Origin of the sequence: Pseudomonas sp. S3E12, from assembly GCF_001702295.1 — a bacterium.
Classification (GTDB): domain Bacteria; phylum Pseudomonadota; class Gammaproteobacteria; order Pseudomonadales; family Pseudomonadaceae; genus Aquipseudomonas; species Aquipseudomonas marginalis.
The window spans coordinates 1-21,093 of the sequence record NZ_MBDT01000002.1 but is presented as its reverse complement, the minus strand read 5'-3'; the positions used below and the strand labels follow the sequence as shown (position 1 = coordinate 21,093).

Annotated in this window: 15 protein-coding genes, 2 tRNA genes and 3 rRNA genes; 7 read left to right on the top strand and 13 right to left on the bottom strand. The window is 57.1% G+C overall.

Features of this window, described 5'->3' with window-relative positions; translation table 11 throughout:
- Nucleotides 1–183: 183 nt before the first annotated feature.
- The 13 genes from BB029_RS00150 to BB029_RS00090 form a co-directional block, all read right to left on the bottom strand.
- Nucleotides 184–951, bottom strand: coding sequence for a TerC family protein (locus tag BB029_RS00150; RefSeq protein WP_027608010.1), 768 nt, complete (start codon nucleotides 949–951; stop codon nucleotides 184–186).
- A 68-nt stretch (nucleotides 952–1,019) separates the two neighbouring features.
- On the bottom strand, nucleotides 1,020–2,327 hold the full coding sequence (locus tag BB029_RS00145; protein ID WP_003170826.1) for a CitMHS family transporter: 1,308 nt from the start codon (nucleotides 2,325–2,327) through the stop codon (nucleotides 1,020–1,022).
- A gap of 312 nt (nucleotides 2,328–2,639) precedes the next feature.
- Nucleotides 2,640–4,601 (bottom strand): DUF4105 domain-containing protein, encoded by a 1,962-nt coding sequence (locus tag BB029_RS00140; RefSeq protein WP_065937849.1) that lies wholly within the window; start codon nucleotides 4,599–4,601, stop codon nucleotides 2,640–2,642.
- Nucleotides 4,598–4,918, bottom strand: coding sequence for a DUF2388 domain-containing protein (locus BB029_RS00135; protein ID WP_027608008.1), 321 nt, complete (start codon nucleotides 4,916–4,918; stop codon nucleotides 4,598–4,600). The genes BB029_RS00140 and BB029_RS00135 overlap by 4 nt, the downstream gene beginning before the upstream one ends.
- Nucleotides 4,919–4,944: 26 nt before the next feature.
- Entirely contained in the window at nucleotides 4,945–5,253 is a 309-nt protein-coding gene (locus BB029_RS00130; protein ID WP_027608007.1) for a DUF2388 domain-containing protein, read from the bottom strand.
- Between the two features lie 105 nt (nucleotides 5,254–5,358).
- The gene (locus tag BB029_RS00125) at nucleotides 5,359–5,679 is read right to left on the bottom strand and encodes a DUF2388 domain-containing protein (RefSeq protein WP_065937848.1); all 321 of its coding nucleotides are present in this window, start codon (nucleotides 5,677–5,679) and stop codon (nucleotides 5,359–5,361) included.
- Nucleotides 5,680–5,815: 136 nt separating this feature from the next.
- Nucleotides 5,816–6,001 carry a DUF1127 domain-containing protein gene (locus BB029_RS00120; protein WP_027608005.1) on the bottom strand — a complete coding sequence of 62 codons (186 nt, stop codon included), beginning with the start codon at nucleotides 5,999–6,001 and terminating at the stop codon, nucleotides 5,816–5,818.
- Between the two features lie 260 nt (nucleotides 6,002–6,261).
- Nucleotides 6,262–6,477 (bottom strand): DUF1127 domain-containing protein, encoded by a 216-nt coding sequence (locus BB029_RS00115; protein WP_003187413.1) that lies wholly within the window; start codon nucleotides 6,475–6,477, stop codon nucleotides 6,262–6,264.
- Between the two features lie 318 nt (nucleotides 6,478–6,795).
- Nucleotides 6,796–8,289: an acetyl-CoA hydrolase/transferase family protein gene (locus BB029_RS00110; protein ID WP_065937847.1), complete on the bottom strand. Its 1,494-nt coding sequence runs from the start codon at nucleotides 8,287–8,289 to the stop codon at nucleotides 6,796–6,798.
- A gap of 179 nt (nucleotides 8,290–8,468) precedes the next feature.
- The gene (locus BB029_RS00105) at nucleotides 8,469–9,905 is read right to left on the bottom strand and encodes an NAD(P)(+) transhydrogenase (Re/Si-specific) subunit beta (protein WP_065937846.1); all 1,437 of its coding nucleotides are present in this window, start codon (nucleotides 9,903–9,905) and stop codon (nucleotides 8,469–8,471) included.
- A complete protein-coding gene (locus BB029_RS00100) occupies nucleotides 9,905–10,225 on the bottom strand; it encodes an NAD(P) transhydrogenase subunit alpha (RefSeq protein ID WP_003220416.1) in 321 nt (106 codons plus the stop codon). Before BB029_RS00100 ends, BB029_RS00105 begins: the two co-directional genes overlap by 1 nt.
- 15 nt (nucleotides 10,226–10,240) lie before the next feature.
- A complete protein-coding gene (locus tag BB029_RS00095) occupies nucleotides 10,241–11,362 on the bottom strand; it encodes a Re/Si-specific NAD(P)(+) transhydrogenase subunit alpha (RefSeq protein WP_065937845.1) in 1,122 nt (373 codons plus the stop codon).
- A gap of 452 nt (nucleotides 11,363–11,814) precedes the next feature.
- The gene (locus BB029_RS00090) at nucleotides 11,815–12,714 is read right to left on the bottom strand and encodes a LysR family transcriptional regulator (RefSeq protein WP_065937844.1); all 900 of its coding nucleotides are present in this window, start codon (nucleotides 12,712–12,714) and stop codon (nucleotides 11,815–11,817) included.
- Between the two features lie 157 nt (nucleotides 12,715–12,871).
- Here BB029_RS00090 and BB029_RS00085 point away from each other — a divergent pair, with 157 nt between their 5' ends.
- The 7 genes from BB029_RS00085 to rrf all read left to right on the top strand — a co-directional run.
- Complete coding sequence (locus BB029_RS00085; RefSeq protein WP_065937843.1) at nucleotides 12,872–14,053, top strand: acyl-CoA dehydrogenase; 1,182 nt, start codon at nucleotides 12,872–12,874, stop codon at nucleotides 14,051–14,053.
- Nucleotides 14,054–14,065: 12 nt separating this feature from the next.
- On the top strand, nucleotides 14,066–15,286 hold the full coding sequence (locus tag BB029_RS00080) for a CaiB/BaiF CoA-transferase family protein (protein ID WP_065937842.1): 1,221 nt from the start codon (nucleotides 14,066–14,068) through the stop codon (nucleotides 15,284–15,286).
- A 623-nt stretch (nucleotides 15,287–15,909) separates the two neighbouring features.
- Nucleotides 15,910–17,446, top strand: a 16S ribosomal RNA gene (locus tag BB029_RS00075).
- A gap of 83 nt (nucleotides 17,447–17,529) precedes the next feature.
- Nucleotides 17,530–17,606: transfer RNA gene (locus BB029_RS00070), tRNA-Ile, on the top strand.
- Nucleotides 17,607–17,636: 30 nt separating this feature from the next.
- Nucleotides 17,637–17,712 (top strand) — tRNA-Ala (locus tag BB029_RS00065).
- Between the two features lie 249 nt (nucleotides 17,713–17,961).
- A 23S ribosomal RNA gene (locus BB029_RS00060) occupies nucleotides 17,962–20,853 on the top strand.
- 152 nt (nucleotides 20,854–21,005) lie between these two features.
- Nucleotides 21,006–21,093: ribosomal RNA gene (rrf, locus tag BB029_RS00055) — 5S ribosomal RNA — on the top strand; the annotation flags it as partial.

The following is a 21,093-nucleotide window of genomic DNA, read 5'->3' as shown; positions in this document are numbered from 1 at the left end:
TTGGCGCAAATGAGAATTGCCGCGTGCCGTTCTACGTCTTGTAGTTAAGCTGTAGTTGGCGAATGGGCTCGGCGCCAGCATCGCATAGCTAAAGTGGGGATTGAAACAAAACTGTCATGAAATCAGCTTTTTATGCATGAAAAAAAGGGGCTTATAAAAGCCCCTTTTTTGTCTGGCTCGGGTTTATTGACCCGGAATGTCCTTGCGCAGTTTCACAGGGTCCTGCTGTTTCTTCTTTTTCGCGATGGCGGTGCGCATCTTGATGTTCACCGCTTCCACCGCCAGCGAGAATGCCATGGCGAAGTAGACGTAGCCTTTTGGCACGTGCACGTCGAAGGATTCGGCGATCAGCACGGTACCCACCACCAGCAGGAACGACAGCGCCAGCATCTTCAGCGACGGGTGCTTGTCGATGAAGTCGCTGATGGTGCCGGCGGCCAGCATCATCACCAATACGGCAACAATGATCGCGGCAACCATGACCGGCACATGGGAGACCATGCCCACGGCGGTGATCACCGAGTCCAGGGAGAACACGATGTCGATGATCGCGATCTGGATGATGGTGTAGATGAACTTGCCACCGGCGCCCTTGGGTTCGTCGTGGGTTTCGTCTTCACCTTCCAGGGCGTGGTACATCTCCTGGGAGCTTTTCCACAGCAGGAACAGGCCACCGAAGAACAGGATCAGGTCGCGGCCGGAAATGCCTTGGCCGAAGACCACGAACAGATCGTCGGTCAGGCGCATGACCCAGGTGATCGACAGCAGCAACAGGATTCGCGTGACCATGGCCAATGCCAGGCCGAAGATCCGGGTGCGTGCCTGCATATGCTTGGGCATGCGGCTGACCAGGATCGAAATCATGATGATGTTATCGATGCCCAGGACGATCTCAAGGGCCGTCAGGGTGAAGAAGGCAATCCAGATTTCCGGATTGGTCAGCCATTCCATGTGTATTCCTTTGAGCAAGTGTTAAACCGCGCAAGCTGCAGCGCCGCGCGGTGAGTGAGTCGGTACGATTATAGAGTGCTGAACAGCGGAAAAATCCCCATCAGCAATGCGGCGAACATTATGCACAGGCATACCAGTACTGCCCACTTCAAGGTGAAGCGTTGGTGATCGCCAAATTCGATACCGGCCAGGGCCACCAACAGGTAGGTCGACGGTACCAGCGGGCTGAGCAAGTGCACGGGCTGGCCAACGATCGAGGCGCGAGCCATTTCCACCGCGGTGATGCCGTAGTGGCTGGCGGCTTCGGCGAGTACTGGCAGTACGCCGTAGTAGAACGCATCGTTGGACATGAAGAAGGTGAACGGCATGCTCACCAGTGCGGTGATCACCGCCAGGTAAGGGCCCATGGCTTCCGGAATGACGGCCAGCAGGCTCTTGGACATGGCATCGACCATGCCGGTGCCCGACAGGATGCCGGTGAAGATCCCTGCGGCGAAGATCAACCCTACCACCGCCAATACGCTGCCGGCGTGGGCGGCGACGCGGTCTTTCTGCTGTTGCAGGCACGGGTAGTTGACGATCATCGCGATACTGAATGCCACCATGAACAGCACCGGCAGCGGCAACAGGCCGGCGATCAGGGTGCACATCAGGGCCAGGGTCAGGGCACCGTTGAACCAGATCAGCTTCGGACGGCGGGCATCCGGGTATTGCGACACGCTGATCTCGCTGTGGTCGATCTCGTCGCCTTGCAGGTGCAGTTCACCCAGGCGCGCCCGTTCGCGCTTGCCGTACATGTAGGCAATCACCAGGATCGCCACCACACCGGCGGCCATCGCCGGGATCATCGGGACGAAAATATCCGAGGGGTCCACGTGCAGCGCACTGGCGGCGCGGGCGGTCGGGCCGCCCCAGGGGGTCATGTTCATCACGCCACCGGCGAGGATGATCAGGCCGGCCATGATCCGCGGGCTCATACCGATGCGCTGGTACAGCGGCAGCATGGCGGCCACGCAGATCATGTAGGTGGTGGCGCCGTCACCGTCGAGGGACACCACCAGGGCCAGCACGGCGGTGCCGACCGACACCTTCAGCGGGTCGCCCTTGACCATCTTGAGGATCTTGCGCACGGCCGGGTCGAACAGGCCGGAGTCGATCATCAGGGCAAAATAGAGGATGGCGAACATCAGCATCACGCCGGTGGGCGCGAGCTTGGTGATGCCTTCGAGCATCATCGGGCCGATCTTCGGTGCGAAACCGCCGAACAGCGCGAACAGGATAGGCACGATGATCAGGGCGATCAGCGCGGACAGGCGCTTGGTCATGATCAGGAACATGAACGTGATGACCATGGCAAAGCCAAGGAAAGTCAGCATAGGAGTACTCCAGGCGTAGCGCGGCTAGGGATTGGCGAACCGGGTGGGGTCAGCGCAGAACGAAGGGCACGAGGCGTACGGGTGGAGTTGGGGCGAACAGGCGGGTACGGACGGACATCGGGGATCACCATTGTTGTTGTGTACAGCCGGTCTGTTGCCGGCAGTTGGGGGCGATCCTAGACGCGTTAGCTTTCAGCCAGCTTTCGTTGGTAAAACAGTTGGTGGTGGGAAGATGTACGGTCTTCAGGTGTACACAATTCAAATGTGGGAGGGGACTTGCTCCCACATTGGAATGTGTTTATTCCGTGTACTTCAGGGCAGCTCGAGGCCGCCCGCTGCTTTGTGCAGTTTGCGCAGGTGTTCACCCACCTGCTTGAGGTTGGCTTCACACGCGGCAATTTCGGCCGCGCGGGACGGATCCAGCAGCGCCCTCACCTCTTTATCCAGCTCGCCGGTGAGCGATTGCAGCTGCTTCTGGCGCTCGGCGCTTTCCGATTCCAGGCGCTTGGCTTCCGATGGTTGCGGCAGGCCATAGCCACCGCTGCCCAGCAGTTCTGCCGGACGGCTGAGGAAGCCACTGTTGGCGAGGATCTGCTGCAGTGTGGCGTTAGCTTTCTCCATGCCGCCGTTTTTCAGCTCGCGTGCACCGAGGTAGCGTTGCTTGACTTCGTCCTGGGCCAGCATCAGCTGTTTGCGAAAGCTCGCCTGTTCCAGCAGCAGCAGTGCGGCGCTGGTGCGCAGGTCGGCCTGGTCAAACCACTGGCGGCGCTCTTCGGCGCTGAGGGACAGCCAGTCTTCAACCTGGGTCTGTTTGATCGGCAGGTGTTTGCGCAGCACGTCGAACATGGCCTGGTAGCGTTCGCGGAAGGAGTCGAAGTGATACCCCAGGCGCATGGCCTCGCGTTTGTCGTTGAGTACGCTGGTATCCGCCAGGCCGCGGGCTTGCAGCACTTCCAGCAGGCCATTCGGCGTGATGTTGTCCAGGCCGGTCAGCTGCGGGTTGGCGCTGCCGCTGCGCAGCAGTTTCAGGCTTTCGACCGCGCAATTGTTGGACAGGAAGTAATAGTTGCCGTCATAGCTCCAATGCATTTCAGCGGCGTGCTCGACGGTGTCGTTGATCTCCTGGCGCGACAGTTTCAGCGGCACGGACGCCAGGCCGCGCAGTTCGGTCTTGGTGTATTCGTCAATCACTTGGGCCAGCGGCAACACGAACAGCCGTGACGGGTACTTGCCCACCAGGCCGTCCCAGCTGGACAGCTGTACATCGCCGACGAAGGCGCGATAGGACAGCACCAGGTGCTGGTCCAGGTCGAGCCGGCAGTCCGGCCCACGGGGGCGGCCCGGCGCGCAGATCACCAGGCGCAACATACTGTGGCCCCAGCGGCTGACCAGGTTCTGGTTGGCTTCGGCCAGCAGGTAGTCGATTTCGTAGACCCGCTCGGGGTCGACGTGGCCCAGGGGTGTCTTGGCGAAATCGTTGCCGGCGTTGAGGAACGCGTAGGTCTTGGCGCAGGTGTCTTGTTCCGGAGGGGCCCAGCCGAAGTGTTCCTTGTAATAGCGGAACAGCGCGGGGCGCCGGCAGGCATAGCTTGGGTCGAGGAGGAAGTACTCCATATTGACGGCTACGAATTCCAGCGGGCTGGTGGTTTCGTAGATATCCGGGCTGCGCGCGACCTGACGGTTGTGTTGTTCGCGCTCACCGCGACGGCCGACATATTGCGGCCAACCCGCCAGGTCCAGCAGGCGCGGGTCATCGCTGAGGGTGAAGCGCCGGTCATTCTGGCCACGGCATTGATCGGGCAGGCCGATCAGGCCGGTGATGTTGTTCTGGCGGCTGCAACGCTGGATCAGCGCGCGTTCGTCCTTGGGCCACAGGCGCGCACGGTCATAGATGTGGGTCAGTTCATGCAGCACGGTCGCGAGCATTTCCCGTCGCACGGTGCCGTGGGGGCGATTGGTTTTCTGCGTGGCGGCGCTGCCGTCGGTCAGGCTGTCGAGCAGGTTGCGGTTGAGGTCCAGCTCGGCCACCAACGAAGCCTGGCCATAGGCATTTTCGGGCATCTTGTCGGTCCAGCCGACATCGATGCGCCGGTCCAACTGCTCGACGAAGCGCGGTGGCAGCGAGCGCATCGCCTCATCGAGCAATGCCTGGCTGGCCTGCTGTTCGGCCGGGCTCAAGCCATCTGTCTTGAGCCGCAGTTGCAGGCTGGCCTGGGCTGTACTGGCACACAGCAGCACAGTCCCGGCCAGGAGCCAGGCGACAAGGCGCCTCACAGAGCGAGGATAGCTTCGGCGAGGGTCTGGTCGCTGGCATCGCGCGCTTCCGGCAGGCGGGTGCGCAGGGTGTCGAAGGCGGCTTCCAACTGTGCGCCGCGGATCTCGCCGTTGGTGGCGACGAAACTGGCCGCGTCATCGTGGGCTTCGCGCACGACTTTGGAGTCGCGGATGGAGGTGGTGGTGTCCGAAGTGAAATCAATGGTGCGGCCAGAGGCGCGAACAATGATGTTACTGGTGGCCACCAGGGTATGTGCCTGGGCAACGTCGGCCAACAACAGCAGGCCAAGGGTGGCGGCGATCAGCGGGCTACGCATGGAATGACTCCGAAATACAAAGATGATTATTGGACGAGAATTGCCTGCGCCAGTTCAAGGTCGCTGGCGTTAAGTTTTGGTTGGGTACGGCGCAGGTAATCCAGCGCGGATTCGAGCCGTGCGCCCCGCCATTGGCCGTCAGTGGCGATAAACGCAGCGGCATCATCCTGGGCCGCCACGACTACTTTCCTGTCGAAAGGCGCGGAGGTCACCTTGCTGGTGGCGTACGCACTCGCGACGGTACCTTGGATGGTCAGGTCGAAGGCCGAAGCCAATGGCGACCAGCTGGCACACAAACACACAGGGACTATTAGCAGGCGGTATGAAAAAGCCATGGGACTCGACAACTGAAAGCGAGCGCCAAGGCTAGCGTAATGCCCGGGCGAGAGCCAGTGCGGCGGCATCGGGGAGCGACGGACGCTCCCTTTGTGTCAACTCATTCAAATAGCCAGGATGGCTTGGGCCAGCTGTGCGTCAGTCGCGGTGTTCAGTTGCGGCACCTGTTGGCGGATCTGGGCCAGGGCGCTTTCCAGCTTCACACCACGAATGGCGCCTTCGCTTGCGACGAAGCTGGCTGCGTCGTCACGGGCGGCGCGCACGACCTTGTTATCCCGCAGTGACGAAGTGGCATCGGAGGTGGCGTCGGAAGTAGCCTTCAGTGCGCCGACAATGGAGTCGGTGGTCACGATGAAGCTGGATGCGCTGGCGTTGGTGGCCAGGGCCAGCAGGGCAGCAGCACTCAGCAGGCGAATACGGGACATGGGGTGACTCCTGTAGGTGAACGAATAAGGTGGCGCAGGGCGGCCATTGGGAATCAGACGCCTGTCCTAAACGGTTCGCCACGTTGTGCATGGATATTAAGCCGCTGTTTATCCGTTCGGAAAGCTTCTTGACTGCCTAGTCTCGCCAGAACGGCTTGGACAACTCGGCCATTCGGTCTCCCGGGCTGATGCCGACATCGGAGAGTTCTCGAAGATCGAGCTGCGCCAGTTGGCGGCGTTCGTAGGCGTGGCGGAGCCACTTGGCCAGCGTGGAAGCTGTCCTGTGTAACAGCCGTTTATAGAGAGAGGGTTGGGTGTCCATGGTGAGCGCCTTTCGTGAGGTCCTGGAACGCCATGGTGGGCGAGTGGCTCTGACCGTTACAGATACACCAATGTTTAATTGTACTGCTTAACTGTTATATTTTTTGAACTGTACTGGTTTGGATGAATGGCTTCTGTTTGGACGGAAAGAAGGCTCTCCCGGAAAACAACAAAGCCCGCCTCCGGTCTCCCGGGGCGGGCTTTGTTTTGACAAATCAGTGCTGGCAGTGGACCCGGTAGGTCAGGGCCAGCGGGCGTCAATTAACGCCAGAACGGCTTGCTCAGCTCTTCATAGCGTTGAGCTTCGCTGATACCGGCATCAGCCAGCAGACGCGAATCCAGACGAGCCAGTTGATGGCGGCTGGAGATGCGGCGCTGCCACAACATCAGGTTGGCGAGAACGCGCAAAGGCAGGGAAGCCTGGGTGTTTACAGCTTTTTCTTCGAAGAACAGTTCGGAACTGAGTGTACGTTCCATGATGACATCCTTCCGCTTGTGGCGGGATTAGGTAGTGGTTTAACTGATGCCAATGATCCTCCTCCGGCGCAAGACTCTCTAGATACAGTTCACCTGTATTGTGAGGGGCCAGTTAACTGTTTATAGGTGCTGTACTGTACGGAAATGGGGCAACTGTACCTGTCTGCACTGAAACAGTGCGAAATAAGCATTTTGTGAGGTGAGTGTGGGAATTTTCGGTAGGAAATGACCGGTACAGCAGTACAGTTTTTTCAAGAAGCGAGGGGTGTGGCATCGAGCTGACGAAACTGTGTTTGCGTCAGCTCGAATCTGTATCAATCAAGCCTTGAGCATATGCCCGGTTTCTTCCAGGTTAATGTGCCAACTCAGTGCTTCGCGCAGGATGTGTGGGGTGTGGCCACCGATGGCGCAGGCTGTGTTGAAGTAAGTGTTCAGCGCATCGCGGTATGCCGGATGCACACAGTTGTCGATGATCACCCGGGCCCGCTCCCGTGGCGCCAGGCCCCGCAGGTCCGCGAGGCCTACTTCGGTGACCAGGATGTCGACGTCGTGCTCGGTGTGGTCCACATGGCTGACCATCGGCACCACGCTGGAAATCGCGCCGCCCTTGGCAATCGACTTGGTGACGAAGATCGCCAGGTGCGCGTTGCGCGCAAAGTCGCCGGAACCGCCGATGCCGTTCATCATCCGCGTGCCGCAGATGTGGGTGGAGTTGACGTTGCCGTAAATGTCGAACTCCAGCGCCGTGTTGATGCCGATAATGCCCAGGCGCCGCACTACTTCAGGGTGATTGGAAATTTCCTGCGGGCGCAGCACCAGCTTGTCTTTGTAGTGCTCCAAGTTGCCGAACACGTCGGCATTGCGCCGCTCCGACAGGGTGATCGAGCTGCCTGAGGCAAAGCTCAGTTTGCCGGCGTCGATCAGGTCGAACGTCGAGTCCTGCAACACTTCCGAATACATGGTCAGGTCTTCGAACGGCGAATCGATCAGGCCGCACATCACTGCGTTGGCAATGTTGCCGATCCCGGCCTGCAGCGGACCAAGCTTGTTGGTCATGCGCCCGGCGTCCACTTCCTGCTTGAGGAAGTTGATCAGGTGGTTGGCGATGCCCTGGGTGTCGCTGTCGGGTGGTGTCACGGTGGAGGCTGAGTCGGCCTGATTGGTGATCACGATGGCGACGATCTTCTCCGGCGGGATCGGGATCGCGGTGCTGCCGATGCGGTCGTCGACCTTTACCAGCGGGATCGGCGTACGGGTTGGCCGGTAGGTCGGGATATAGATGTCGTGCAGCCCTTCCAGATTCGGGTTGTGTGCCAGGTTGATCTCGACGATCACTTGCTTGGCGAAAATCGCGAAGCTGGCGGAGTTACCCACAGACGTGGTGGGCACGATATGGCCTTGTTCGGTGATCGCAACGGCCTCGATGACGGCTATGTCCGGCAGCTTGAGCTGGTTGTTGCGCAGTTGCTCGACGGTTTCCGACAGGTGCTGATCGATAAACATCACTTCGCCGGCGTTGATCGCCTTGCGCAACGTGCTATCGACCTGGAACGGCATGCGGCGGGACAGCACGCCGGCTTCGGTCAACTGCTTATCCAGGTCGTTACCCAGGCTGGCGCCGGTCATCAGGGTGATTTTCAGCGGGGACGTCTTGGCGCGTTCGGCCAGGGCGTGGGGCACGGCCTTGGCTTCACCGGCACGGGTGAAGCCGCTCATGCCGACGGTCATGCCGTCCTCGATCAGTGCGGCGGCGTCTGCCGCGCTCATGACCTTGTTCAACAACGAAGGCAAGCGGATACGATCACGGTACATGAATTGTTATCTCAGGCTACGGAAGCAAGGTGGGCAGTGTAGTGATTTCAAAAAATTTCGGCCCGCTACCATGGTCGAATGCGGGGCAGCGATTTAGAGCCTTTGGTCGGGTTTCATGGGGTAATAAAAAACCCCAGCCTACTGGAGGCCAGGGTTTCGGGTATTGCTCTGGCGCAGTGTTACTCGACGGCCTTGACCATGTCTTCGATGACCTTCTTGGCATCACCGAAGACCATCATGGTCTTGTCCAGGTAGAACAGTTCGTTATCCAGCCCGGCATAACCACTGGCCATCGAGCGCTTGTTGACGATGATGGTCTTGGCCTTGAACGCTTCCAGGATCGGCATGCCGGCAATCGGCGAGTTGGGGTCGTTCTTGGCGGCCGGGTTGACCACGTCGTTCGCGCCCAGCACCAGCACCACGTCAGCCTGGCCGAATTCGGAGTTGATATCCTCCATCTCGAACACCTGGTCGTAAGGCACTTCCGCCTCGGCCAGCAGGACGTTCATATGCCCAGGCATACGGCCGGCCACCGGGTGGATCGCGTATTTCACGGTCACGCCACGGTGGGTCAGCTTCTCGGTCAGTTCCTTCAGGGCATGCTGTGCCCGTGCCACTGCCAGGCCATAGCCTGGAACGATGATCACGGTGTCGGCGTTGGTCAGCAGGAACGTGGCGTCGTCGGCCGAGCCGGATTTTACCGGGCGTGCTTCTTTAGAGCCGGCTGCGGCACCGGCATCCGGCGCATTGCCGAAACCGCCGAGCAGTACATTAAAGAAGGAGCGGTTCATCGCCTTGCACATGATGTACGACAGGATCGCACCGCTTGAACCCACCAGCGAACCGGCAATGATCAGCATCGAGTTGTTCAGCGAGAAGCCGATGCCCGCCGCGGCCCAGCCGGAGTAGCTGTTGAGCATCGACACAACAACCGGCATATCGGCGCCGCCGATTGGGATGATGATCAGCACGCCGAGCACGAACGCCAATGCCAGCATCAGCGCAAAGGCGGTGAGGTTGCCGGTGAACATGAACGCCAGCCCCAGGCCGAGTGTTGCAAGGCCGAGCACCAGGTTGATCTTGTGCTGGCCGCCAAACTGTACCGGTGCGCCTTGGAACAGGCGGAACTTGTACTTGCCCGACAGCTTGCCGAACGCGATCACCGAACCGGAGAAGGTAATCGCACCGATGGCCGCGCCGAGGAACAGCTCCAGGCGGTTGCCCGCCGGGATCGCATCGCCCAGGTGTTTGACGATGCCCAGGGACTGCGGCTCGACCACGGCGGCAATCGCGATAAACACCGCGGCCAGGCCGATCATGCTGTGCATGAAGGCGACCAGTTCGGGCATCTTGGTCATTTCTACGCGCTTGGCCATGACCGAGCCGGCGGTGCCGCCGACCAGCAGGCCGACGATCACGTAGCCGATACCGGCGGTGGCCAGCTCAGCGCCGAGCTTATAGATGAGGCCTACGGTCGTGAGTACCGCCAGCGCCATGCCGAGCATGCCGAACAGGTTGCCGCGTCGCGACGTAGTGGGATGCGACAGGCCTTTGAGGGCCTGGATAAAGCAGATCGACGCGATCAGGTACAGCGTCGTCACCAGATTCATGCTCATTACTTCGGCGCCTCTTCTTTTGCTTTCGGGGCTTTCTTCTTGAACATCTCCAGCATCCTGCGAGTTACCAGGAAACCGCCGAACACGTTTACGGCTGCGAGGGCCACAGCCAGGGTGCCCATGGTCTTGCCCAGCGGGGTCACGGTGAGGGCGGCAGCCAGCATGGCGCCTACGATCACGATCGCGGAAATCGCGTTGGTCACTGCCATCAGCGGCGTGTGCAGCGCGGGCGTCACGTTCCAGACCACGTGGTAACCGACATAAATCGCCAGCACAAAGATGATCAGGTTGTAGATACCGGGGGAGATAAGCTCTTCCATCGTCTGAATCCCTGCTTAGGCGTTTTTGCGGATGACTTGGCCGTCGCGGCACATGAGGCACGCGGCGACGATGTCGTCTTCGAGGTTGATTTCAAACTGCCCTTCCTTGTTGAAGACCAGCTTCAGGAAGTCCAGCAGGTTGCGCGCATATAAAGCTGAGGCGTCGGCGGCGACGGCACCGGCCAGGTTGGTTGGGCCGCAGATGATCACGCCGTTCTCCACCACCACCTGGTCGGCGACGGTCAGCGGGCAGTTGCCACCCTGGGCGGCGGCGAGGTCGATCACCACCGAGCCGGGCTTCATCTGCGCGACGGTGTCGGCGCTGAGCAGCGTCGGCGCCTTGCGGCCGGGGATCAGGGCGGTGGTGATGACAATGTCTGCCTGCTTGGCGCGCTCGTGCACGGCTTGGGCCTGGCGTTGCATCCAACTGCTGGGCATCGGGCGTGCGTAGCCGCCAACACCGACGGCGCATTCACGTTCTTCGTCGGTTTCGTAGGGGACATCGACGAACTTGGCGCCAAGGGATTCGATCTGCTCTTTTACCGCAGGGCGCACGTCGGAAGCTTCGATCACGGCGCCCAGGCGTTTCGCCGTGGCGATCGCCTGCAGGCCCGCGACGCCGGCGCCGAGGATCAGCACGCGCGCGGCTTTGACCGTACCGGCGGCGGTCATCAGCATCGGCATGAAACGCGGGTAGTGATGGGCGGCCAGCAACACGGCTTTATAGCCGGCGATGTTGGCCTGGGAAGACAGCACGTCGAGGCTCTGGGCCCGCGAGGTACGTGGCGCAGCTTCCAGCGCAAAGGCAGTGATGCCCTGCTCGGCCAGCTTGGCAATGGTTTCGTTGCTGAACGGATTGAGCATGCCCACCAACACAGTGCCGCTTTTGATCAGCGCCAGTTCGCTGTCGCTGGGGGCGACCACCTTGAGAATCAGCTCGGCGCCAAACGCATCGCCGGCACTGCCAATGGTCGCGCCTGCTGCTTCATAGGCACTGTCGACGATGCTGGCCTTGAGGCCGGCGCCGCTTTGAACAGTGACCTTATGGCCCTGGCCGATCAGCTTCTTGATGGTTTCCGGGGTGGCAGCCACCCGCGTTTCACCGGTCTGGGTTTCGAGAGGAACACCAATGTGCACGTCAAATCTCCTGCATGATCTTTTTGCTTTTGATCTTTTTGTAAAAAGGCCAGTGCACCGCGAGTGGCGCAGCTGGGGCGGCCGATCAGCACGATCCCGCTGAAATGACAGCGGGGCGCGGCATTTTGCAGGCGAACTTTACGGCCTTCAAGGGATTATGACGGGTGACGAAAAATTAACTACAAGTCACCCTGTGACTGATTGTCGCAACGGTCTGAAATAACCTCTTTAAATACAGGTGCTTAAAGGGCTTCAGCTGGTTCGTGTGTTTTTTTCCATCGTTGATGTGAATAGTCGGGCATTGGCTGATAGGAGTCGCTACAAGCCACGAAAATCATGGCTTTAAGCCTTGTTTCAGGCTGACAGGTACAGTCTGCTTAAATGCGACATATACGTACATCTGTAGGCTTTAAATTTAGCTGACTACAAAGTCAGCATGTGAGGCTTGTCCTTTAAGTGCTGGGGCTGTAGCGCTGCGATTGGTCTATCAACCAGTCTCTGAACGCGTGCAGTGAAGCTGATTCGACTTTTCTGTCAGGAATCATCAGGTAATAAGCCTTCGAACTGGTCAGTGCCTGCGGGCTTGCGATCACCAGTCGCTGCTCGTCCAGTTCTCGCTGGATAAGGAATGGCGGGATCAGTGCAATACCCATGTCATGCATGGCGGCTTGAGACAACATCGAGAATAGCTCGTAACGTGGGCCTGTCATGTCGCGGGGTACGTTCAGTTGCTGGGCGTTGAACCATTGGCGCCAGGCGTAAGGGCGGGTGGTCTGTTGAAGCAATGGCAGTTCTGCAATCTCCTGGGGGGTGAATCGCTCAAGTTCGCCCAATAGTCGCGGGCTGCACACGGGGACAGGATTTTCTCCCATTAGCCTGTGGGATTCGGTGCCGGACCAATCTGCGTCGCCGAAGTAGATTGCTGCGTCAAATTCTGTATCGGCAAAGAGGAAGGGGCGCGTGCGGTTAGTCAGGTTTACCGTCACCTCCGGATGCTCTCGTTGAAAGTCCTTGAGGCGAGGGATCAACCATTGCGTACCAAAAGTGGGTACCACGGCCAGTTCAATGGTGTTTGCGCCTTGCTGTCCCATGACGGACAGGGTGTCGCGCTCCACGGCGTCCAGCTGGGTGGCCACGCGACGGCTGTATGAAAGTCCCGCCTCCGTCAGCTTTACCCCGCGCCGTGAGCGCCGAAACAGCTCGACACTTAAAAACTCCTCCAGGCTGGCGATCTGTCGGCAAATGGCGCCTTGGGTGATGGAAAGCTCATGCGCCGCCTTGGTAAAGCTCTCGTGGCGGGCTGCCGCTTCAAAACTGACGAGGGCGGTGGTGCTGGGGATTTTTCTGCGCATATACCTTGTCCTCACACAAAAAGTGCAGCTGCGCCGCTTATAGGCGTTACGAAGTGAGAAATTATCACAAGCCTATGCAAAAACCTCGTTTGCTCTCCCTGCCTGCCCGGCCTAGGCTCCATGCACGACTTCTGATTTTCTTTGCGAGGACTCATTCATGGCTGGCAAGGCAAGCTTCAACTGGATCGATCCACTGCTGCTGGATCAACAGCTCACCGAAGAAGAGCGCATGGTGCGCGACAGTGCTGAGCAATTCGCCCAGGACAAGCTGGCGCCGCGTGTGCTTGAAGCTTTTCGCCATGAAAAGACCGATCCGGCGATTTTCCGTGAAATGGGTGAGACCGGTTTGCTGGGGGCAATGATTCCTGAGCAGTACGGGGGCAGTGGTTTGAACTACGTCAGCTACGGCCTGATTGCGCGTGAGGTTGAGCGCGTCGACTCCGGTTATCGCTCGATGATGAGTGTGCAGTCTTCACTGGTGATGGTGCCTATCAATGAGTTCGGCACCGAAGCGCAAAAGCAGAAGTATTTGCCGAAATTGGCCTCGGGCGAATGGATTGGCTGCTTTGGTTTGACCGAGCCTGATCACGGTTCCGACCCCGGCGCGATGGTTACTCGTGCACGCAAAGTGGATGGCGGCTATAGCCTGAGCGGCGCAAAAATGTGGATCACCAATAGCCCGATTGCGGACGTGTTTGTGGTGTGGGCCAAGGACGACGCTGGGGATATTCGTGGGTTTGTCCTGGAGAAAGGCTGGAAGGGCCTGAGTGCGCCAGCGATTCACGGCAAGGTCGGCCTGCGCGCCTCCATCACCGGTGAGATCGTGATGGATAACGTGTTTGTGCCGGAAGAGAACATTTTCCCGGATGTGCGCGGCTTGAAGGGTCCTTTCACCTGCCTTAACTCGGCGCGTTATGGCATTTCCTGGGGGGCTTTGGGGGCCGCGGAGTTTTGCTGGCACACCGCTCGCCAGTACACCTTGGATCGTCAGCAGTTCGGCCGGCCATTGGCGGCAACTCAATTGATCCAGAAGAAGCTGGCCGATATGCAGACCGAGATCACCCTGGCGCTGCAAGGCTGCCTGCGTCTGGGGCGTATGAAGGATGAGGGAACGGCTGCGGTTGAAATCACATCGATCATGAAGCGCAACTCGTGCGGCAAGTCCTTGGACATCGCGCGTATGGCGCGGGACATGTTGGGGGGCAATGGCATCTCCGATGAGTTCGGGGTGGCGCGTCATCTGGTGAACCTGGAGGTGGTTAACACTTATGAGGGCACCCATGACGTGCATGCCCTGATTCTGGGGCGCGCGCAAACCGGTCTTCAGGCGTTCTATTAATAGGAGAACTGCATGGGCGCGCTTTCGCATCTGCGGGTATTGGATTTATCGCGAGTGTTGGCAGGCCCCTGGTCCGGGCAGATCCTTGCGGACCTTGGGGCTGAGGTGATCAAGGTTGAGCGACCTGGTAGCGGGGACGATACGCGCGCCTGGGGGCCGCCCTTCCTTAAGGACGTGGATGGCGAGAACACGAGTGAAGCGGCGTACTACTTGTCGGCTAATCGCAACAAAGAGTCGGTGACTATCGATTTTACGCGGCCGGAGGGGCAGCAACTTGTGAGAGATCTGGCGGCCAAGTCCGACATCTTGATCGAAAACTTCAAGGTGGGTGGACTAGCGGCGTATGGGTTGGACTACGAGTCGCTCAAGACGGTGAATCCGGAGTTGATCTACTGCTCGATTACTGGCTTCGGGCAGACGGGGCCATATGCCGCTCGCGCGGGGTATGACTTCATGATCCAGGGGTTGGGTGGGCTGATGAGTCTTACCGGCCGGCCGGAAGGTGATGAGGGGGCCGGGCCGGTGAAGGTGGGGGTGGCGTTGACTGACATTCTCACTGGGCTCTACTCGACGGTGGCGATCCTGGCTGCGCTGGCGCATCGGGATCATGACGGTGGTGGGCAGCATATCGATATGGCGTTGCTTGATGTGCAGGTGGCCTGCCTGGCTAATCAGGCGATGAACTACCTGGCCACGGGAGCGGCGCCAAAACGGCTGGGTAATGCTCATCCGAATATCGTGCCTTATCAGGATTTCCCTACGGCGGATGGCGATTTCATATTGACCGTGGGTAATGACGGGCAATTTCGCAAGTTCGCCGAAGTGGCTGGGCAGCCGCAGTGGGCGGATGACCCACGGTTCTCTACTAATAAGCTTCGGGTAGCCAACCGCGCTGAGCTGATTCCATTGATTCGCCAGGTTACGGTCTTCAAGACGACGGCTGAGTGGGTGTCACAACTGGAGCGGGTTGGTGTGCCTTGCGGGCCGATCAATGACCTGGCCCAGGTGTTTGCCGATCCTCAGGTGAAGGCACGAGGGTTGGCGATACAGCTGCCACATGCGTTGTCAGGGGTGGTGCCACTGGTGGCCAGTCCGATTCGGTTATCCAAGACGCCTGTGGAATACCGTACTGCGCCTCCTCTATTGGGGCAGCATACGGCCAAGGTGCTGCAGGATGTGTTGGGGTTGGGCTTGGCGAATGTGAAGGCTTTAAAAGAAGCGGGAGTCATCTAGGGGGAGCTCTTCTATATATAGAGGAGCATGTTTTGGTGGTTTTTTAATCAACTTCAGTAGATTGATAGGAAAACCAAATTAATGGTTGACGGCAGATTCTGGACGTCTATAATTCGCCCCACTTCCGGCGCAGTCGAAACGTAAAACTCCTTGGTAAACAATGAGTTATGCAGGATAAGGCAGCGGTTTGCTTCAGCTCATCGAAGCCCAGAAGGAGTTGGTAGAGTCGTTTTGTTTGACGCTATTAACGATTCGATCTTCTCGGTCGAAAGCGGAGAAAAAAGAGGTGTTGACAGCAGCGTGTAACGCTGTAGAATTCGCCTCCCGCTAACGAGAGATCGCAAGCGCAAGTGGTTGAAGTTGTTGAAGAAATCTTCGAAAGCTTCTGAAAATAATCACTTGACAGCAAATGAGGCTGCTGTAGAATGCGCGCCTCGGTTGAGACGAAAGCTCTTAACCAACCGCTCTTTAACAACTGAATCAAGCAATTCGTGTGGGTGCTTGTGGAGTCAGACTGATAGTCAACAAGATTATCAGCATCACAAGTTACTCCGCGAGAAATCAAAGAATAACCAACGATTGCTGAGCCAAGTTTAGGGTTTCTTAAAAACCCAAAGATGTTTGAACTGAAGAGTTTGATCATGGCTCAGATTGAACGCTGGCGGCAGGCCTAACACATGCAAGTCGAGCGGTAGAGAGAAGCTTGCTTCTCTTGAGAGCGGCGGACGGGTGAGTAATGCCTAGGAATCTGCCTGGTAGTGGGGGATAACGTTCGGAAACGGACGCTAATACCGCATACGTCCTACGGGAGAAAGCAGGGGACCTTCGGGCCTTGCGCTATCAGATGAGCCTAGGTCGGATTAGCTAGTTGGTGGGGTAATGGCTCACCAAGGCGACGATCCGTAACTGGTCTGAGAGGATGATCAGTCACACTGGAACTGAGACACGGTCCAGACTCCTACGGGAGGCAGCAGTGGGGAATATTGGACAATGGGCGAAAGCCTGATCCAGCCATGCCGCGTGTGTGAAGAAGGTCTTCGGATTGTAAAGCACTTTAAGTTGGGAGGAAGGGCCATTACCTAATACGTGATGGTTTTGACGTTACCGACAGAATAAGCACCGGCTAACTCTGTGCCAGCAGCCGCGGTAATACAGAGGGTGCAAGCGTTAATCGGAATTACTGGGCGTAAAGCGCGCGTAGGTGGTTTGTTAAGTTGGATGTGAAATCCCCGGGCTCAACCTGGGAACTGCATTCAAAACTGACTGACTAGAGTATGGTAGAGGGTGGTGGAATTTCCTGTGTAGCGGTGAAATGCGTAGATATAGGAAGGAACACCAGTGGCGAAGGCGACCACCTGGACTGATACTGACACTGAGGTGCGAAAGCGTGGGGAGCAAACAGGATTAGATACCCTGGTAGTCCACGCCGTAAACGATGTCAACTAGCCGTTGGGAGCCTTGAGCTCTTAGTGGCGCAGCTAACGCATTAAGTTGACCGCCTGGGGAGTACGGCCGCAAGGTTAAAACTCAAATGAATTGACGGGGGCCCGCACAAGCGGTGGAGCATGTGGTTTAATTCGAAGCAACGCGAAGAACCTTACCAGGCCTTGACATCCAATGAACTTTCCAGAGATGGATTGGTGCCTTCGGGAACATTGAGACAGGTGCTGCATGGCTGTCGTCAGCTCGTGTCGTGAGATGTTGGGTTAAGTCCCGTAACGAGCGCAACCCTTGTCCTTAGTTACCAGCACGTCATGGTGGGCACTCTAAGGAGACTGCCGGTGACAAACCGGAGGAAGGTGGGGATGACGTCAAGTCATCATGGCCCTTACGGCCTGGGCTACACACGTGCTACAATGGTCGGTACAGAGGGTTGCCAAGCCGCGAGGTGGAGCTAATCCCAGAAAACCGATCGTAGTCCGGATCGCAGTCTGCAACTCGACTGCGTGAAGTCGGAATCGCTAGTAATCGCGAATCAGAATGTCGCGGTGAATACGTTCCCGGGCCTTGTACACACCGCCCGTCACACCATGGGAGTGGGTTGCACCAGAAGTAGCTAGTCTAACCTTCGGGAGGACGGTTACCACGGTGTGATTCATGACTGGGGTGAAGTCGTAACAAGGTAGCCGTAGGGGAACCTGCGGCTGGATCACCTCCTTAATCGACGACATCAGCTGCTCCATAAGTTCCCACACGAATTGCTTGATTCATTGAAGAAGACGATAAAGAAGCAGCCCGAAATTGGGTCTGTAGCTCAGTTGGTTAGAGCGCACCCCTGATAAGGGTGAGGTCGGCAGTTCGAATCTGCCCAGACCCACCAATTTTGTGTGGGAAACGCCTGTAGAAATACGGGGCCATAGCTCAGCTGGGAGAGCGCCTGCCTTGCACGCAGGAGGTCAACGGTTCGATCCCGTTTGGCTCCACCACTACTGCTTCTGCGTTATGAAAGCTTAGAAATGAGCATTCCATCAGTATGATGGTGAATGTTGATTTCTAGTCTTTGATTAGATCGTTCTTTAAAAATTTGGGTATGTGATAGAAAGATAGACTGAACGTTACTTTCACTGGTAACGGATCAGGCTAAGGTAAAATTTGTGAGTGGCTCTTAATTGAGTATGATCGAATTTTCGGCGAATGTCGTCTTCACAGTATAACCAGATTGCTTGGGGTTATATGGTCAAGTGAAGAAGCGCATACGGTGGATGCCTTGGCAGTCAGAGGCGATGAAAGACGTGGTAGCCTGCGAAAAGCTTCGGGGAGTCGGCAAACAGACTTTGATCCGGAGATGTCTGAATGGGGGAACCCAGCCATCATAAGATGGTTATCTTGTACTGAATACATAGGTGCAAGAGGCGAACCAGGGGAACTGAAACATCTAAGTACCCTGAGGAAAAGAAATCAACCGAGATTCCCTTAGTAGTGGCGAGCGAACGGGGACTAGCCCTTAAGTGGCTTTGAGATTAGCGGAACGCTCTGGAAAGTGCGGCCATAGTGGGTGATAGCCCTGTACGCGAAAATCTCTTAGTCATGAAATCGAGTAGGACGGAGCACGAGAAACTTTGTCTGAATATGGGGGGACCATCCTCCAAGGCTAAATACTACTGACTGACCGATAGTGAACTAGTACCGTGAGGGAAAGGCGAAAAGAACCCCGGAGAGGGGAGTGAAATAGATCCTGAAACCGTATGCGTACAAGCAGTGGGAGCCCACTTTGTTGGGTGACTGCGTACCTTTTGTATAATGGGTCAGCGACTTATTTTCAGTGGCGAGCTTAACCGAATAGGGGAGGCGTAGCGAAAGCGAGTCTTAATAGGGCGTCTAGTCGCTGGGAATAGACCCGAAACCGGGCGATCTATCCATGGGCAGGTTGAAGGTTGGGTAACACTAACTGGAGGACCGAACCGACTACCGTTGAAAAGTTAGCGGATGACCTGTGGATCGGAGTGAAAGGCTAATCAAGCTCGGAGATAGCTGGTTCTCCTCGAAAGCTATTTAGGTAGCGCCTCATGTATCACTGTAGGGGGTAGAGCACTGTTTCGGCTAGGGGGTCATCCCGACTTACCAAACCGATGCAAACTCCGAATACCTACAAGTGCCGAGCATGGGAGACACACGGCGGGTGCTAACGTCCGTCGTGAAAAGGGAAACAACCCAGACCGTCAGCTAAGGTCCCAAAGTTATGGTTAAGTGGGAAACGATGTGGGAAGGCTTAGACAGCTAGGAGGTTGGCTTAGAAGCAGCCACCCTTTAAAGAAAGCGTAATAGCTCACTAGTCGAGTCGGCCTGCGCGGAAGATGTAACGGGGCTCAAACCATACACCGAAGCTACGGGTATCACGTAAGTGATGCGGTAGAGGAGCGTTCTGTAAGCCTGTGAAGGTGAGTTGAGAAGCTTGCTGGAGGTATCAGAAGTGCGAATGCTGACATGAGTAACGATAATGGGTGTGAAAAACACCCACGCCGAAAGACCAAGGTTTCCTGCGCAACGTTAATCGACGCAGGGTTAGTCGGTCCCTAAGGCGAGGCTGAAAAGCGTAGTCGATGGAAAACAGGTTAATATTCCTGTACTTCTGGTTATTGCGATGGAGGGACGGAGAAGGCTAGGCCAGCTTGGCGTTGGTTGTCCAAGTTTAAGGTGGTAGGCTGGAATCTTAGGTAAATCCGGGATTCTAAGGCCGAGAGCTGATGACGAGTTAACTTTTAGTTAACGAAGTGGTTGATGCCATGCTTCCAAGAAAAGCTTCTAAGCTTCAGGTAACCAGGAACCGTACCCCAAACCGACACAGGTGGTTGGGTAGAGAATACCAAGGCGCTTGAGAGAACTCGGGTGAAGGAACTAGGCAAAATGGCACCGTAACTTCGGGAGAAGGTGCGCCGGTGAGGGTGAAGGACTTGCTCCGTAAGCCCATGCCGGTCGAAGATACCAGGCCGCTGCGACTGTTTATTAAAAACACAGCACTCTGCAAACACGAAAGTGGACGTATAGGGTGTGACGCCTGCCCGGTGCCGGAAGGTTAATTGATGGGGTTAGCTAACGCGAAGCTCTTGATCGAAGCCCCGGTAAACGGCGGCCGTAACTATAACGGTCCTAAGGTAGCGAAATTCCTTGTCGGGTAAGTTCCGACCTGCACGAATGGCGTAACGATGGCGGCGCTGTCTCCACCCGAGACTCAGTGAAATTGAAATCGCTGTGAAGATGCAGTGTATCCGCGGCTAGACGGAAAGACCCCGTGAACCTTTACTATAGCTTTGCACTGGACTTTGAATTTGCTTGTGTAGGATAGGTGGGAGGCTTTGAAGCGTGGACGCCAGTCTGCGTGGAGCCAACCTTGAAATACCACCCTGGCAACTTTGAGGTTCTAACTCAGGTCCGTTATCCGGATCGAGGACAGTGTATGGTGGGTAGTTTGACTGGGGCGGTCTCCTCCTAAAGAGTAACGGAGGAGTACGAAGGTGCGCTCAGACCGGTCGGAAATCGGTCGTAGAGTATAAAGGCAAAAGCGCGCTTGACTGCGAGACAGACACGTCGAGCAGGTACGAAAGTAGGTCTTAGTGATCCGGTGGTTCTGTATGGAAGGGCCATCGCTCAACGGATAAAAGGTACTCCGGGGATAACAGGCTGATACCGCCCAAGAGTTCATATCGACGGCGGTGTTTGGCACCTCGATGTCGGCTCATCACATCCTGGGGCTGAAGCCGGTCCCAAGGGTATGGCTGTTCGCCATTTAAAGTGGTACGCGAGCTGGGTTTAGAACGTCGTGAGACAGTTCGGTCCCTATCTGCCGTGGACGTTTGAGATTTGAGAGGGGCTGCTCCTAGTACGAGAGGACCGGAGTGGACGAACCTCTGGTGTTCCGGTTGTCACGCCAGTGGCATTGCCGGGTAGCTATGTTCGGAATAGATAACCGCTGAAAGCATCTAAGCGGGAAACTAGCCTCAAGATGAGATCTCACTGGGACCTTGAGTCCCCTGAAGGGCCGTCGAAGACTACGACGTTGATAGGTTGGGTGTGTAAGCGCTGTGAGGCGTTGAGCTAACCAATACTAATTGCCCGTGAGGCTTGACCATATAACACCCAAGCAATTTGCGTCGAAAGGCCAGATTGCGGTGTGTGAAGACGCAATGAACCGAAAGTTCGAGATTTCACAAAACACCGACAGCTGTCACATACCCAATTTGCTGAAGCGAGGCCCGCTGGCCACGACTCAGTACCCGAATTTCTTGACGACCATAGAGCATTGGAACCACCTGATCCCATCCCGAACTCAGCAGTGAAACGATGCATCGCCGATGGTAGTGTGGGGTTTC